At 72.2% G+C, this 15,347-nt stretch carries 14 protein-coding genes; 7 read left to right on the top strand and 7 right to left on the bottom strand.

Annotated elements, in window-relative coordinates:
- The first annotated feature begins 97 nt into the window (after positions 1 to 97).
- Together QLQ12_RS23190 and QLQ12_RS23195 are read left to right on the top strand one after the other, a co-directional pair.
- Positions 98 to 2,146: an amylo-alpha-1,6-glucosidase gene (locus tag QLQ12_RS23190; protein WP_282762420.1), complete on the top strand. Its 2,049-nt coding sequence runs from the start codon at positions 98 to 100 to the stop codon at positions 2,144 to 2,146.
- Between the two features lie 115 nt (positions 2,147 to 2,261).
- Positions 2,262 to 3,569 carry a glycosyltransferase family 4 protein gene (locus QLQ12_RS23195; RefSeq protein ID WP_282762422.1) on the top strand — a complete coding sequence of 436 codons (1,308 nt, stop codon included), beginning with the start codon at positions 2,262 to 2,264 and terminating at the stop codon, positions 3,567 to 3,569.
- A gap of 128 nt (positions 3,570 to 3,697) precedes the next feature.
- Here QLQ12_RS23195 and QLQ12_RS23200 read toward each other — a convergent pair whose 3' ends face one another.
- From QLQ12_RS23200 to QLQ12_RS23220, 5 genes are read right to left on the bottom strand one after another with little or no spacing between them, the layout of a single operon-like run.
- Positions 3,698 to 4,630 (bottom strand): ketopantoate reductase family protein, encoded by a 933-nt coding sequence (locus QLQ12_RS23200; protein WP_282762423.1) that lies wholly within the window; start codon positions 4,628 to 4,630, stop codon positions 3,698 to 3,700.
- Positions 4,627 to 4,890 carry a UBP-type zinc finger domain-containing protein gene (locus tag QLQ12_RS23205; protein ID WP_282762424.1) on the bottom strand — a complete coding sequence of 88 codons (264 nt, stop codon included), beginning with the start codon at positions 4,888 to 4,890 and terminating at the stop codon, positions 4,627 to 4,629. Before QLQ12_RS23205 ends, QLQ12_RS23200 begins: the two co-directional genes overlap by 4 nt.
- Positions 4,887 to 6,461, bottom strand: a complete 1,575-nt coding sequence (locus QLQ12_RS23210; protein ID WP_282762425.1) for a Na+/H+ antiporter — start codon at positions 6,459 to 6,461, stop codon at positions 4,887 to 4,889. Before QLQ12_RS23210 ends, QLQ12_RS23205 begins: the two co-directional genes overlap by 4 nt.
- Positions 6,462 to 6,495: 34 nt before the next feature.
- A complete protein-coding gene (locus QLQ12_RS23215; RefSeq protein WP_282762427.1) occupies positions 6,496 to 7,086 on the bottom strand; it encodes a fibronectin type III domain-containing protein in 591 nt (196 codons plus the stop codon).
- 31 nt (positions 7,087 to 7,117) lie between these two features.
- Complete coding sequence (locus QLQ12_RS23220) at positions 7,118 to 7,723, bottom strand: EcsC family protein (protein WP_282762599.1); 606 nt, start codon at positions 7,721 to 7,723, stop codon at positions 7,118 to 7,120.
- Positions 7,724 to 8,006: 283 nt separating this feature from the next.
- Here QLQ12_RS23220 and QLQ12_RS23225 point away from each other — a divergent pair, with 283 nt between their 5' ends.
- Entirely contained in the window at positions 8,007 to 8,912 is a 906-nt protein-coding gene (locus QLQ12_RS23225; RefSeq protein ID WP_282762428.1) for a proteasome assembly chaperone family protein, read from the top strand.
- 21 nt (positions 8,913 to 8,933) lie between these two features.
- On the opposite strand, the gene QLQ12_RS23230 is transcribed toward QLQ12_RS23225, so the two are convergent.
- Both QLQ12_RS23230 and QLQ12_RS23235 read right to left on the bottom strand, forming a co-directional pair.
- Entirely contained in the window at positions 8,934 to 9,677 is a 744-nt protein-coding gene (locus QLQ12_RS23230) for an alpha/beta hydrolase (protein ID WP_282762429.1), read from the bottom strand.
- A gap of 169 nt (positions 9,678 to 9,846) precedes the next feature.
- The gene (locus QLQ12_RS23235) at positions 9,847 to 10,230 is read right to left on the bottom strand and encodes a nuclear transport factor 2 family protein (protein ID WP_282762430.1); all 384 of its coding nucleotides are present in this window, start codon (positions 10,228 to 10,230) and stop codon (positions 9,847 to 9,849) included.
- A 290-nt stretch (positions 10,231 to 10,520) separates the two neighbouring features.
- Between QLQ12_RS23235 and QLQ12_RS23240 the strand changes: the two genes are divergently transcribed.
- From QLQ12_RS23240 to QLQ12_RS23255, 4 genes are all read left to right on the top strand, one after another.
- Positions 10,521 to 11,195, top strand: a complete 675-nt coding sequence (locus tag QLQ12_RS23240; protein ID WP_407651542.1) for a hypothetical protein — start codon at positions 10,521 to 10,523, stop codon at positions 11,193 to 11,195.
- Between the two features lie 378 nt (positions 11,196 to 11,573).
- On the top strand, positions 11,574 to 12,755 hold the full coding sequence (locus QLQ12_RS23245) for an EamA family transporter (RefSeq protein ID WP_282762432.1): 1,182 nt from the start codon (positions 11,574 to 11,576) through the stop codon (positions 12,753 to 12,755).
- 570 nt (positions 12,756 to 13,325) lie between these two features.
- Positions 13,326 to 14,612 (top strand): sensor histidine kinase, encoded by a 1,287-nt coding sequence (locus QLQ12_RS23250; protein ID WP_282762433.1) that lies wholly within the window; start codon positions 13,326 to 13,328, stop codon positions 14,610 to 14,612.
- Positions 14,609 to 15,298: a response regulator transcription factor gene (locus QLQ12_RS23255; protein ID WP_282762434.1), complete on the top strand. Its 690-nt coding sequence runs from the start codon at positions 14,609 to 14,611 to the stop codon at positions 15,296 to 15,298. The genes QLQ12_RS23250 and QLQ12_RS23255 overlap by 4 nt, the downstream gene beginning before the upstream one ends.
- The last annotated feature ends 49 nt before the right edge of the window (positions 15,299 to 15,347 follow it).

Here is a 15,347-nt window from a genome sequence, read left to right on the forward strand (position 1 = left end):
GGACTTCACTGCTAACGTCGGCCCGACTGTCCGGTTAGCCGCTGATATCTCCCCGTCCGGGGGTTTAGCCGGCCCGAGATTGAGCATTTGAGGCACCGTGCCGCGGAGTGATCCGATCATCTTTGGGCCGCAGATCTGCGGTTCGCTCGCCCATGACGCGGGCCGAGGACGGGAATGGCTGGTCACCGATGGGCTCGGCGGCTATGCGAGCGGCACCGTCAGCAACCTGCGTACGCGCCGCGAGCACGCGCTGCTGACCGTCCTCGACCATGTGGGATTGGCCACACTCGACCTCACCGTCACGTTGCCCTCCGGATCCAAAGTCCCGCTTTACACCCATGTCTGGGCATCCGGCGCCATCGAGCCGTCCGGGCACCGGCACCTGGAGACCTTCACCCTCCAGCAGGGCCTCCCCCGCTGGCGGTGGCGGATCGGCGACGTGGTCATCGAGCGGGAGTTGGCCATGCGCCACGGCCACCCGTCGCTCGCCGTCGTGTACCGGGTGGTCAGCGCGCCCGGCCCGATCGGCCTCGCCGTCGCCGCGATGTGCACCTGGCGGACCTCGCACACCACACGCCGCGCCACCGGCCCCGGCCTGATCGCCGAACAGGCCGCCGGCGGGGTGATCATCGACGGCGCCTACCGCCTCCACGGCCCCGGCTGGCAGCCCGCCGGCTCCTGGCACCTCGACGTGCGCACCGACGACGCCGTCGAGGACCTCTGGCACGCCGGAACCTTCTGCCGGCAGGCGGGCCCCGGCGGCACGCTGGAGATCTCCGCCTGGGCCGGCCGGATCGACCAGATCCCGCCACCGCCGCCGGTGGTCATCGCCGCCGAGCGCGAGCGCGCCCATCGCCTGGTCACCCTTTCCAAAGCCGAGGGGTACGCGGAAACGCTCGTCCTCGCCGCCGACAAGTTCATCGTCCGGGCCGCCGACGGACCCGACGTCGTGGCCGGCTATCCCGGGCAGGGCCGCTGGGCGGGCGACACGATGGCCGCCTACGAAGGGCTGTTCCTGGACACCGGCCGGGTCGACGAGGGCCGGGAGCTGCTGATCGCGCGGACCCGCGCGGCCGCCCGGGACTTGCGCACCCCGCCCGCGCCATGGCTCCGGCACGACCCGCTGGACGCGCCTTTGTGGCTGGTTCACGCGGTGGACCGGCACGTGTCGCGGACCGGTGACGGCGCTCTGGCCGCCAAACTGGCCGCGCCGCTGGGCCGCCTGCTGCGCCACCACCTCGGCGGCGCCGGGCCGCTCGCGGTGGATCCGGCCGACGGCCTGCTGCGCCTCTCCGCCCCGCCCGGCGCCGGCTCGGCGGTGACTTCCCCCGGCGTCCCGGACCAGCCCTCTGCCGGCGCCCCGGACCAGCCCTTCCCCGGCGCCCCGGACCAGCCATCTACCGGTGGCCCGGGCCAGCCCTTCCCCGGCGCCCCGGACCAGCCATCTACCGGTGGCCCGGGCCAGCCCTCCGCCGGCGCCTCGGACTGGAGCGAGGCGCCGCGGATCGGCAAGCCCGTGGAGATCAACGCGCTCTGGGTGAACGCCCTGGCCGCGATGTGTGACCTGCTCGCCGAGGCCGGCCGTGACGACGCCGAGCCGCGCGCCCGGCACACCCTGGCCCGCGCCTCGTTCGTGGCCCGCTTCCCCGCGCCCGAGGGCTGGCTCTACGACGTGATCGAAGGCCCCGCCACCACCTATCCGCTCGGCGCCGGCGCCCACCACGACGACCCGTCACTGCGGCCCCACCAACTGCTCGCCTGGTCCCTGCCGCACGCGCCGATGCGCGGCCACGGCGGTGCTGCCGTCCGTGCCGCCGGTGAAGCCCTACTCACCCCGCTCGGCCCGCGCACCCTGGCCCCCGGCGAGTACGGCTACCAGTCCCACCAGCCCGGCGCCCTCGACATGGCCCATCACCAGGGCACGGTGTGGACCTGGCTGATCGGCCCGTACGCGGATGCCCGCGCCGCCGTCGGACTGCCCGTGGAAGGCCTGCTCACCGCCCTGGACGCGCACCTGAGCGAGTGGGGCGCCGGTTCGATCAGCGAGACCGCCGAGGGCGACGCCCCGCACCGGGCGACCGGCGTCCCGTTCTCGGCCCGCTCGGTCGCCGAGGTCCTGCGAATCAAACAGAGGTACATGCCGTGACCGACCGCACCGAACGGCAGCCTGCCGCCGGGTCCCGCACCGAACGGCAGCCCGCCGCCGGGCCCCGCACCGAACGGCAGCCCGCCGCCGGGCCCCGCACCGGACGGCGGCCGGGATGCCCCGCGAGGGCGACGGGAGCCGGCCGGTGACCCGGATCCTCATGTTGAGCTGGGAATATCCGCCGCTGCTCGTGGGCGGGCTGGGCCGGCACGTGCACGCCCTGGCCACCAGCCTGGTCCAGGCCGGGCACGAGGTCACCGTGGTCACCCGGCACACCCCCGGCGCGCTCCTGGAGGAATACACCGAGGGTGTCCGGGTGGTCCGCGCCCCCGACGACCCGCCCGCCTTCGAGGTGGCCGACGGCAACCTGCTGGCCTGGGCGGTCGCCTTCAACCACACGCTCACCCGAGCCGCCCTGCGCGCCGCCCGCACCGGCGGCTTCGACGTGGTGCACGCCCACGACTGGCTGGTCGCGCACACCGCGGTCACCCTGCGCGACCACCTGGACGTGCCGCTGGTGGCCACCGTCCACGCCACCGAGTCCGGCCGCCACCAGGGCTGGCTGCCGGCCGCCCACAACCGCACCATCGACGACGTCGAACGCTGGCTGACCACCGAGTCGGTACGCGTGATCGTCTGCTCCGACTACATGAAACGCGAGGTCGGCCGGCTCTTCGAGGTGCCCGCCGGCCGTACCGACGTGGTCCGCAACGGCGTCGACGCGTTGCGCTGGCGGGCCCGGCCCCGCGCGGTCGCCGCCGCCCGCGCCCGCTACGCCGGGGACGGCCCGTTGATCAGTTACGCCGGCCGGCTCGTCTACGAGAAGGGCGTTCAGCACCTGCTCGCCGCCGTGCCGGTGCTCCGGGAACACCATCCGGGGCTGCGCGTGGTGATCGCGGGCGACGGCCCGTACCGGGAAGAACTGGAAGTCCTCGCCGCCGACGCCGCCGGGTCGGGGGTGACGTTCGCCGGTTTCCTCGGCGGCCACGAACTGACCGCGCTGATGGGCGCCTCGGACTGCTACGTGGTGCCGAGCATCTACGAGCCGTTCGGGATGGTCGCCCTGGAGGCCGCGGCCGCCGGCACCCCGGTCGCCGTCGCCGACACCGGCGGTCTGGCCGAGATCGTCGAACACGGCGTGACCGGGGTCAAGTTCGCCTCCGGTGACCCCCGGGCGCTGGCCGGGGCGGTCGGCGTGGTCTTGGCCGACCGTGACTACGCCCGTGCCCTGGCGTTGCGGGCCCACGAGCGGGTCCGCGCTGACTTCAACTGGCCGGCCATCGCCGGGCAGACCGCCGCCGTCTACGGACGGGTCCTCGACTCGGACGCCGGCCGCGTCTCCCGTGAGGCCGAACACGTGCTCGCCCACACCGGCAAGGTCAGAACCAGTGGGGACTCGCTACGGCCGCGACTGGGTGGGTAGGAGCCGCGCGACCACGTCGTGCCGGCCGCGACCTCGCGTGTCCCGGGACTTGCGCGTGAGTCGCGCTGCGGGCCGGCGCGGAGCGGACCTCGCGCGGATGCCACGGCGCCTGTGCTGGCCGTACAGACTCAGAGGGTTGACGAATAGACCGACAACCCGGTGTGCGCGGCGGACAGCAACGGCGCCGGGACCTGATGTTTCGCGGCCTCGGCGACCATGTCGCCGACGATCGCGTCGCCCTCGACCGGCAGGCCCTGGATGAGGTCGCGGTACATCGACGAGGTGGTCGGCTCGGTCGTGGCGATGGTGGCCTCCAGCATCGCCGCGGCCCTGCCCTGGATCGGGTGGCCGGCGGCGGCCGCGACCGCGGACGCCTCGGCGGCGATCGCGTGCAGGAACTCCGGCCCGCCGGGCGCCTTGTGGATCGCGCCGATCGAGCCGCGCAACAGGGTGGTGGCAGCCCCGAGGGTGGCCAGCATGACCCATTTGTCCCAGAGTTCCTGAACGATCGTGGTGGACGGCCGGGAGTCGAATCCGGCGCCGCTCAGCGCCTCGGTGACCGCCGCCAGCCGCCCGTCCTCATCCTGGCCGGAGGAGGCGGACCAGGAGGAGTCGCCGAGCGGACCGTAGGAGAGCCGGTGCAGCCCGCTCATCTGGACGACGTCGCCGTCCTCGTCGAGCGTGCCGTGGATCATGCAGACGCCACCCCAGGCCCGGTCGGCGCCGAACCGCTGGATCAGCTCGCCGATGTGCCGCATGCCGTTGAGCAGCGGCACGATCACGGCGTCCCGGCCGGCCGCGGGCGCGAGATCGGAGAGCGCCTGGTGCAGCGAGTAGCTCTTGACCGCGATCAGGATCAGGTCGTAGACGCCGTCGACCTCGGTGATCAGCCGCGGGGTGAGGACGGTCTCGCCGCCGGGGCTCTTGATGCGCAGGCCGCGCTCGGCGAGACGCCGCGCACGGCCCGGCCGGACCAGGAAGGTCACGTCCCGGCCGGCCTGGGCGAGGCGGCCGCCGAAGTAGCCGCCGGTCGCCCCGGCCCCGACCATGAGAATCCTCATCCCAGCTGCTCGTCCTCGTAGCACCAGCGCCAGGACTCCCCGGGCTCGAACGAGCGCATCACCGGGTGTCCGTCGGCGGCGTGGTGCGCGGTCATGTGCCGCCGCGGCGACGAGTCACAGCACGCCACCAGCCCGCAGGACAGGCAGAGGCGCAGGTGCACCCAGCTGCGGAAGCCGGCGGCCGCGCACTGCGGGCAACCGTCCTCGTACGCGCTCAGCGGCGCGGGCTCGGTCGTCTCCTGGAGATGCTGGCAGGTCAATCGTCACTCCGTTGCAGCTGGGACTCTTCGAGGTCGAGTTCGCGCTGGGCGCGCACCAGGACCTCCTCGGGGATGCGCCCCTCGTTCCGGGCGATCTTGAAGACGTGCCGTTCGGCTTTGATCATCTCGCGCCGGAGCCGGCCGTACGCCGCCGACGGGGTTTCCTGGTCCTGGCTGCCGAGCCGTTCCCAGGCGTTGTTGCCGCGGCTCTCCACCAGACCGCGCAGCCGGTCCACCACCGAGTCGGGCGCTCCGTCGGCGTGCTCGTCGAGCGCCTCCAGCGCGGCCCGGCCCGCCGCGTGCTGCACCCCGGCCTCGGCCAGGGCGTCCTGTGCGCTGCTGTCTTCCCGCACCTTCAGGCGGCGGGCCAGCCACGGCAGGGTGGTGCCCTGCACCAGCAGGGTCAGCACGATGACCGCGAACGCGACGAAGACGAACAGGTCACGCGGGTAGTCGGGGGCGTTGTCCTCACCGGGCATGGGCAGGATCTGGGCGGCGGCCAGGGTCACCACGCCGCGCATCCCGGCCCAGGCGATCACCGTGGGCACGGCCACCGGCGGCCGGGTCTCCCGATTGCGGATGCTCGGGATCAGCCGGGCCAGGTAGGTCGCCGGGTACATCCAGGCGAACCGGACGATCAGCAGGGCCGCGAAGACCACCCCGGTGACCCGCAGCGTGGTCGCCATGTCGGTCTCGATGTCGCCCACGACGGTGCGCAACTGCAGGCCGACCAGCAGGAAGACCACGCCTTCCAGCAGGAAGATGATCAGCCGCCAGACCGCCTCCATCTGCAGCCGGGAGGTGGCCGACAGCAGATAGGGGATGCGGTGGCCGAGGTAGAGGCCGGCGACGACGACGGCCACGACGCTGGACGTGTGCAGCTTCTCCGCGACGATCACGACGACGAACGGGGTGAGCAGCGCCACCGCGTCGTCCAGCAGCGGGTCCTCGATCTTCCGGTGCAGCCAGGCCAGCGCGGCCGCGAACGCCAGCCCGATCGCCAGGCCACCGCCGGCGGTCACCACCACGTCCTTGCTGATCTCCCAGAAACCGATCGCGGTCCCGGTCAGCGCGCCGATCGCGACCCGGACCATGACCAGCGCGGTCGCGTCGTTGAGCAGGCTCTCGCCCTCGAGGATGGTGACGACGCGCCGGGGCAGGCCCACCCGGCGGGCGATCGCCGTCGCGGAGACGGCGTCCGGCGGCGCGACGATCGCGCCGAGCGCGACGCACGCCGACAACGGCACAGCGGGCAGCAGCAGATGTACGAGAAAGCCCACCACCAGCGCGGTCAGCACCACCAGGCCCACCGCCAGGAGCAGGATGGGCCGCAGCGCGAGCCGGAACGCCGGCACCGAGGTCTGCAGCGCGGCCACGTAGAGCAGCGGCGGCAGGATCCCGATCAGCACGAGCTCGTGCTCCAGGTGGGCCTCGGGGAACCCGGGCACGTAGGACAGGCCGAGGCCGGCGAGGAGCAGCACCAGCGGCGCCACGAAACCGAGCCTGCGGGCCAGGGCCGCACCGACGACGGAGATCGCCACCAGCACGACTGTGTCGACGATCGTCTCCATGCCGGGAAGCTTAGAGAGTCGCCGGGGCGGTCCCCTACGTGGTGCTGACCACCCCGGACCGCGCGATCGTCTCGGTGTAGATGCCGTCCAGGCTGGGGTTCGACCGGGTCATCACCACGTCGACCGAGAAGACGTACGGCGTCTGCGGGTCCAGTCCGGTGACGGTGGCGCTGACGTCACCGCACTTGTCGGGGGCGCTGCGGGTCCAGCCGATCTCCTTCTGCGCCCCGACGACGAGGTCCTGGCTGATCGCGGTGACCCGGTAGTCGACGATGTTGTCGCCGCCCGGGTGGTACCAGGTCACCACCGCGCTGGTGCTGCCCGGCTCCACCGCCAGCCCGTTGATGGCCGTGATGCGCTGCATCGGCGTGCAGGTGGTGGCGGGCATGCCCGTCGGGGAGGAGCCGGTGGGCAGCGGCGGCAACGTGGTCTCCGGAGTCGGTGACGCCGTGCCGAACGTGGTCGTCGGCGAGGGGGTGGCCGCCCCCTCGTCGACCACGATCCAGCTCCGGCCCGCGTCGACCGTCTCCTCCCGGACCGAGCCGGACGAGGAGGAACAGCCTGCCAGCAGCAGCGGCAGCACGACGGCGGACAGGGCCACGGCGGACTTCCGATATCCCAGCACGACTGGTGGTTCGGGTCGCCGGAGCAGATCCTTAGGCGTTCCGGTAGTGCTCCTGGGCACGCTGGGCCAGGTCCTTGGTGGCCGCCGAATTGACCCAGGTGCCGAGGATCACGCCGGCGCCCGGGATCATCTTGGCGAACAGGCGCTTCGCGGCCCGCACGCCCGCCATCTGCGCCAGCTTCACACCGAGCCGGAACAGCACGCTCGCGAGCGGCCGCCCGGAGTCGCCGGTGAAGATCCGGGAGGCCCGTTCCCGGCCGGCGGCGACTCCGAGAGCCGTCCGGGCGGTCTCGGCGAGCCGGTGCACCCGCTGGAGCACCAGGATCTCGGTGGCGCGGTCGGGGTCGACCGGGTCGGCTCCGTGCGCGGCCGCGATGTGCAGCACCATGCGGGCCTGGGTCCAGGCGAGGACCCCGACGTCGAGAACCGCGCCGGGCAGGCCCGCCGCGCCGGAGACCGCGCCGGAGACCCGGGCCATGTTGGTGAAGCGTTTGACGGCGAGCGCGGCCAGTTCGTCGGGGCCGCTCTCAGGGCGTTCCTCGCTCATCCGGGCACGCCAGGCGGCGGCTTCCGGCCCGAGGCGGCGGACCGCTTCGAGAGCGAGGTGCTCAGGGGCGTACTGCGGGTCGGCTTTCATCCGGGCCCACAGCGTGCCGGGAGGGGCGGGGGTCTCTGTTTCCTGCTGTTGATTCAAAGATCACTCCGAGGAGGCGAGGAAGTGGATCCGCTTTCATTGTGGCGGGTGGGCGCACGTCCACGAGCAGTACGGCGTGTCCACCGTCACAGCACGGATTCCCGGCGACCCCGTAACCAGTCCCCGGTGCGCGATTATGGAAACGTGCCGGAATAAAGCCGCCGGCCGGCTGTTGGCACGGACAAGCCCGCGTCAGCGGGTGAGGCTCTTCGAGGAGGTTCACAGCGTGCTCGACCCACACGGGCTCTATGAGGTGACCGGTGACCTGCCGGCTCTGGACGGCCCGGTGCTCATCCAGGCGCTGACCGGTTTCGTCGACGCGGGGACAGCGATCCAGTTGGCCCGCGAGCATCTGCTGGAGCACCTGGAGAGCGAGGTCGTCGCCAGGTTCGACCTGGACCAGCTCCTCGACTACCGCTCCCGCCGTCCTCCGATGATCTTCGAGGCCGACCACTTCGAGAGCTACGAGGAGCCGAGCCTCGCCCTGCACCTGGTGAAAGACCAGCTCGGCAGCCCGTTCCTGCTGCTCGCCGGCCCCGAACCGGACCTGCAGTGGGAGCGTTTCATCGCCGCGGTGACCGCCCTGATCGACCAGCTCGGCGTCAGCGTCACCGTCGGCCTCAACGCGATCCCGATGGCCGTGCCGCACACCCGCCCGGTCGGCGTCACCGCGCACGCCACCGAGAAACGGCTGCTCGGCGAGCACGAGTCGTGGCTCCAGCGGGTTCAGGTGCCGGCCAGCGTCGGCAATCTCCTGGAGTTCCGGCTCGGCCGGTCCGGGCACGACGCCCTCGGCTATGCCGCGCACGTCCCGCACTACCTGGCCCAGACCGGTTACCCGGCCGCGGCCGAGGTTCTGCTCGACTCGGTGTCCGCGAGCACCGGCCTGGCGCTGCCCACCGGCGGGCTGCGCGAGTCGGCGAAACTGGTCCGCGACGAGGTGGACAAGCAGGTCTCCGACGACGAGCAGGCCTCCCGCCTGGTCACCTCCCTGGAGGCTCAGTACGACGCTTTCGTGCGCGGCCGCCAGGGCAACCTGCTCGCCGGCACGGACTCGCCACTGCCCACCGCCGAGGAGCTCGGCGCCGAGCTGGAGCGTTTCCTGGCCGAGCAGGGCCGCGACGACAACTGACCCCGCCGCGAGGCGCCGCCCTCATCGCTTGAGCAGCCACGCGAGCATGCCGGGAAGCTGCCGCTCCCAGTACTCCCAGGTGTGCTCGCCCGGCTCGAACGCGGCGTCGAGATCGATGCGCGCGGTCGTGCAGGCGGCCACGAAACGGCGGTTCTGCGCCACCAGGTGATCGTCGGCGCCGCAGCGCAGCATCAGCCGCGGCAGCGCCGCCGGGTCCGCGACGCGGACCAGGTGCATCAGGTCCTCGTCACCGCCGGCGACGATCCGGTCGGCGAAGACCCGGGCCACCAGGGCGCGGATGTGCGGCCTTCGATCATGTTCATAGATGTACGCCAGATCGAGCGCCCCGGACAACGTCGCGGCGGCGGCGAACCGCTCCGGCTCCCGCAGCGCCCACTTGATCGCCCCGTAGCCACCCATCGACAGCCCGGCGACGAAGGTGTCCTCCCGATGCGGCGAGACCCGGAAGAACTGGGCGACCCGCTCCGGGAGTTCCGCCGACAGGAAGTCCCAGAACCGCATCCCGTACGCCTCGTTGGCGTAGAAACTGCGGTCCGCGGACGGCATGACCACCGCGAGTCCGAGCTCTTCCGCGTAACGCTCCACGGAGCTGAACCTGGTCCACGCGGTGTGGTCGTCGGTCAGCCCGTGCAGCAGGTAGAGCACCGGCGGCGGGTCGGCGGCGTCTCCGCCGGGCAGGATCACCGTCATCGAGGTGCCCATCTCGAGCGCCTCGGAGTAGAAGTCACACCGGATCAGTGCCATCGCCACATCATCCGCTCAATCGAGATCCACGGCCCGCCGTGCGCCCGTTTCACCGCCGTGTCCCTTCACCGGCGTGCGTCCCCTCATCGGTGCGCGTCCACGCCGGGCCGTCCCGGTACAGCCTCCGCCGGACCTCGCGGACGGGCGGCCGCGGCCTCACCCGCGCCGGTCACCAGCGCTCCACGAGGTGCTCGCGGCCCGCGGGTGGCTCGTACGCCTCCGGCCAGTAGTCGGTGATCCGGGCGATCCGGCCCTGATCGCCCACCTCCAGCCAGACGCACGCGTCCTGTCCGTCGTCACCGACCCGCACGTCCAGCCGGAGGGCGGCGTGACGGCCGTCGGCGACCACCCGGCGCACCCGCAGATGCCAGTCACCCGGGTATTCCACATTGAACCGGACGTACGTGTCCCGGCCCCGGATCCGCTCCCGGGTCTGCGGCATCTCATAGACCACGTCCTCGGCGAGCAGCGTGGCGAGCCGGTCCCAGTCGCGCTCTTCCAAAGCGTCGACGTACGCCGTAGCGATCCGTCTCGTCTCAGCGGTGTCGTCCACGTCGCGACGCTACCCGCCGGCGTCGACAGCCGCGGCCCCGCCGATTCAGTGCCGGGACACATGGCGGGCGCCGTACAGCGACGGGCGGGCCGGCCCGATCGGGACCAGCACTCCACACGCCGGACAGCCGGTCGAACCGGACAGCAGGAGGGGCGTCCGTCGCGTTGGGAATGTCGTACCCGTCGATTAGAATGTATGTACGAAAGAGGGGACCTGAGCTGCGGATCTTCGCCAGGATTTCGGTCCTGTGCGCCTTTCGCAGCATGAGTGAGGAGACGACGTTGACCACGATCTCGACCACCACCCCCGTGCCCGTGATCCCTCCGTATGCGACGATGCTCGGCTTCACCCGCTATGTCTCCCGCACCGGCCCCGCCAAGGCCACCTTCGTCGGCGGGCTGCGCCGCCAGCGGGAGCGGCGAAGCGGTTTCAACCCGCACGGCCAGTTGGTGAAGGCACTGAAGGCGGACATCGCTTTCCGCACCGGCGGCAGCTACCTCGGCGGCGTGGTCGATGTGGTGAAAGACCGCTGGAAGCCGCTGTACGGAGCGTTGCGCGCCGGCGCCCGCACCTATCTGGCCTCGCTCGGCGACCCCGAGAAGGTCAACCTCGCGCAGACCCGCGACGCCATCGCCACGGTCGGCCCACTGGCCGTGAAGATCAACCCACACTTCGGCCTACGCTACGAGGACGGCCGCCGCGAAGCCGTCCGCCTGCACTTCGACGAGGAGCCGCCGAGCCCGGAGTCGGCGACCGCGATGCTCCACCTGATGGCCCGCCACATGGACCAGATCCTGCCCAACGCCGAGCCGGTCCTGGTCGACCTGCGCCGCGGTGTCACTCATCGCATCGACCCGGCGGCGCGGCCGGGTGACGTCGAGAGCTGGCTCGCCGGCGAGGCCGCCGCCTTCACCGCCATGTGGGCGGCCACCGCGACCACGACCTCCACCGCTACGGCCGCCTGACCTTCCTCACATCCGACCTTCCCCGGCACCACGGCCGGGCACGCCAACCCACCCCAGCGTGCCCGGCCACCTGCCGCCGCCCCGCCACCTGCCGCTGACCCGCCACGTGACACCACCGCCTGCGGCTTGGCGCCTTCCGAATCGGTCGCGCTGGGGTGGGCGGCGGCGGGGCTGTTGACGTTGTGACTCGTGTCGCGGCTGGGATCGGCGGGTTCGAGGAGCCGCTAAGCTGCCTGGCGTGAGTCCGTTCCCCGGCGTTCTACCGCCCCCGCGCTCCTGACCGGAGCGCCGCCTCGCCGATCGAGCCCTGCTTGATCGGCGGTTTCGCCTTGCGCTCCGTCGCCGCTCGTTGACGACTCACTTCCTTTCGGAGCGCACGTGTTCACATCGTTCTTCTCGTCTGCCTTCTCCTCCGCCGCGACCGGTGCCCGGCTGAGTCTTCTTCAGGTGTCCGCCGCCGGAATCCTGTGGGGCACCACCGGCGTCATCGTTCAGGTCGTCGCCGAGCGCACCGGGCTCGGCGCCCTGGCCATCGGGTTCTACCGGCTGGCCGTTGCCGCGGTGGTTCTGCTGCTCATCGGCCTTCCGGCCCGGCGCCGGATCTGGGCGGCGTTCCGTGCCGCACCCGTCGCGGTGACCACGGCGGGCGTCGGGCTCGCCGTCTACCAGGCGCTCTACTTCGTGGCCGTCCGGCTGGGCGGAGTCAGTATCGCGACCGTAGTCAGCCTGGGCATCGCGCCGGTGTTGCTGAGCGCCTGGGAGACCTTCCGCACCCGGCAGCGGCCGGGAACCGCCACCCTCGCGGCTTCGGCCGCGGCGATCGCCGGGCTGATCCTGATCGCCGGGGCGACCGTCGAACCCGGCGCGACCACCGCCGCCGGTCTCGGGCTCCTCGCCGCCATCGGGTCGGGCATCGTCTACGCCGCGTCTACCGGGATCAGCCGGCACACCGCCCAGGGGGTGGAGCCGCTCACCCTCACCACCCTGTCGTGCGTCATCGGCGCGATCACGCTGCTGCCTCTGGCGGCCGCCGAGGGCCTGGCCTTCACCCCGGAGGCGGCTCCGGTGGCGCTGCTGATCTACGCGGGCGCGGTCACCACCGCTCTGGCGTACGCGCTGTTCTACACCGGGCTCCGCCGCATCTCCGGCAGCGTCGCCGTGGTGGTCACCCTGCTCGAACCCCTCACCGCGGCGCTGCTCGCGGTGCTGCTGATCGACGAGCCGCTCGGTCTGACCACCGTCGTCGGCGGTGGGCTGCTGCTGGGTGCGGTCGCAGCCCTGTACCTGGGCGCCGGCGACACCGCCAGGGACACAGCGCCGCTTCCCATCACTACTCCAGTCCGCCCGGCCAACCCGGCGGACGCCACCCATCCGGCGGAGGCCACCCACCCGGCGGAGGCCGCCGACGCGGCGCGCAACCAAACGTCCGCGGCAACGGCTCACCCGGCGGGCATCGGTGACCGGGCCGCCGGGCGGGAGCCCATCGACAAGGTCGGCGCGAAACCATCGGCGTCCACTGGCCAAGGCGCTCCTGCCGGGAGTGCCCCGACAACGGTGTAGCGCGGCAGCTACCTCGCCCGTGGCCTACCCTCGCGAGTTGATCTGCTGGCCGTTCGAAAGCGCTGTCTCGCGTCCGTTTTGTCCGCGCATTCTCACGGCTAGCAGATCCATAACGGCGAGGGCAGCGGCGATCATGGGACGTTCCCGGACCAGAGGCGGGTTGGCCTGTCCTTCGGCTGATCATGATGGCCGACTCAGAGTCGGTCATCACCGCAGCTCAGGACAGTCGGCCGTGATCGGCTTCGGCCGACGTCCGCCCATGGGCTGACACTCGCAGCAGGGGTGGAACGCGTTGCCGGCGCCCGCGTGACCGTCCCGGCGCAGTGTGTCGGTAGGCCGTTCAAGCCGCACCTGCCACCGAACCAGGCCGGCAGTTGAAGCCGGGTCGGCGGCCGCAACCGGGTCAGCCGCCGAAATCTGGCCAGCCGCTCAAACTGTCAATGTCCGAAGTCATGTGCACGGATGCCCGTAGTCCTCTGCACGCGTGGGTGGGAGTGGGGCGAGATCGCCAGTGTTTGTACTGCGAGATCCCGCCCCAGCGCATTGCGCGGGGCCGTTTAGGCTTGCGCCGTGGTGAGCCTGCGGAACGGGACGTCGCCCGAGCAGGTGTACACCTGGGCCCGGGAGCATCCGTGGCTGGCGGACGCGCTGCTCGCGGCGGTCCTCTCGGCACTCCTGCTGCCGACGTCGGTGATGATGATCGCGCCGTCGGTCCCGCCCGGGTGGTGGGTGATGCTGTGCGCCAGCCTGCTGGCGGTGCACGCCGCGCTGTTCGTGCGCCGGGTCCGTCCGGTCGTCTCGTTCACCGTGGTCAGCGCCGCGCTGGCGGTTCAGACGCTGGCGCCGCTGTCCGCGTACCGGTACGACTCGGCATTTCTGGCCTCGGCCGCCGCGTTCCCGGTCGTGCTGTACTCGCTCTGCGCCTACGGTCCGCCCTGGTGCCGCGGGCTTGGGGTGGCCGTGGGTGTTACCGGGTCGGTTCTGCTGATGGTGCGGGCGGTCCGGGTCTTCCCGTCCGACACGGCCACGACGCCGGGCGGCCCGGCGGCCTGGGCGTTCCTGCTGGGGGTGCTCCTGGTGGTGGTGCTCGCCTCGTGGGGCCTGGCCCGGCTGCGACAGGTCCGGCTCGCGTACTTCGACCTGCTGGAGGAGCGGGCGCGGCGGGCCGAGGCGGACCGGGAGGGGCGGGCCCGGGTCACCGTCATCCAGGAGCGCGCACGCATCGCCCGGGAGATGCACGACATCGTGGCCCACTCACTGGCCGTGATCGTGACCCAGGCCCAGGGCGGGGAGCTGGTCGCGGCGAAGTCGCCGGAGCGCGCGGCCATCGCACTGGGCACGATCGCCACGACCGGCCGGCTCGCACTGGCCGACATGCGGCGGCTGCTAGGCGTGCTGCGGGCCGAGGGCCCAGGGTCGACCGGCTCGGGGCCGCAGCCCACCCTCGCCGACCTGCCGCAGTTGCTGGACCAGGTCCGGGCCGCGGGCCTGACCGTGCGCCGCACCGACGACGGGACACCGAGACCGGTCGGGTCGGCCACCGAGCTGACGGCGTACCGGCTGGTGCAGGAGAGCCTGACGAATACGCTGCGCCACGCCGGGTCCAGCGCCTGCGCCGACCTGCGCCTGACCTGGAGTGCCCACGAGCTGATCGTGACCGTCGGTGACGACGGGCGCGGCGCGACGACACCCGGCAACACTGCCGGGCATGGGCTGATCGGCATGCGGGAACGGGTCGCGGTTCTCGACGGCAAGCTCACCGCCGGCCCGAAGCCCGGCGGCGGCTTCGAGGTACGCGCGGTGTTACCCACGGCGTATATCGCGGCCGCCGACGGGGCGAACGGGCAGCAGCGATGATCCGGGTCTTCATCGTGGACGACCAGGCCCTGATCCGGGCCGGCCTGGCGATGGTGGTCGAGGCGCAGGAGGACATGGTCGTCGCCGGCGAGGCCGGTGACGGCGCACAGGCCCTTGACCGGTTGGCCGGAAGCACCGCGGACGTGGTTCTGATGGACATCCGGATGCCCGTACTGGACGGGGTGGAGGCCACCCAGCGGTTGACCGCCAGGCCGGCGGCACCGAAGGTGCTAGTGCTGACGACGTTCGACCTGGACGAGTACGCGTTCGCCGCCCTACGCGCCGGAGCGAGCGGGTTCCTGCTCAAGGACGCCCTCGCCGGGGAACTGTGCGCGGCGATCCGCACCGTGTACCGAGGCGACGCGGTGCTTGCCCCGCCGACCACCCGGCGCCTGGTCGACCACATGCTGGCCGACCTGCCGGTACCCGAGCTCGGCCCCGACCCGCTCGCCCCGCTGACTGGACGGGAGCGGGAGGTGCTGCTGGCGATGGCGCGCGGGGAGTCCAACACGGAGATCGCTGGCCGGCTGTACCTGTCCGAGGCCACCGTCAAGACCCATGTCGGGCGGGTGCTGGCGAAACTGGGGCTCCGCGGCCGGGTCCAGGCGGTGATCTGGGCGTACGAGCGGCGCCTGATCCGCCCCGGCCATCCGCCGGAACAGCCGTCATCCTCGAGGATGACCTGAGACCCGAAAAATCCGGCTGCGGTAGCGGACGCCGACGACCCCCGAGCGA

Source organism: Actinoplanes sandaracinus (assembly GCF_030009775.1).
GTDB lineage: Bacteria > Actinomycetota > Actinomycetes > Mycobacteriales > Micromonosporaceae > Actinoplanes > Actinoplanes sandaracinus.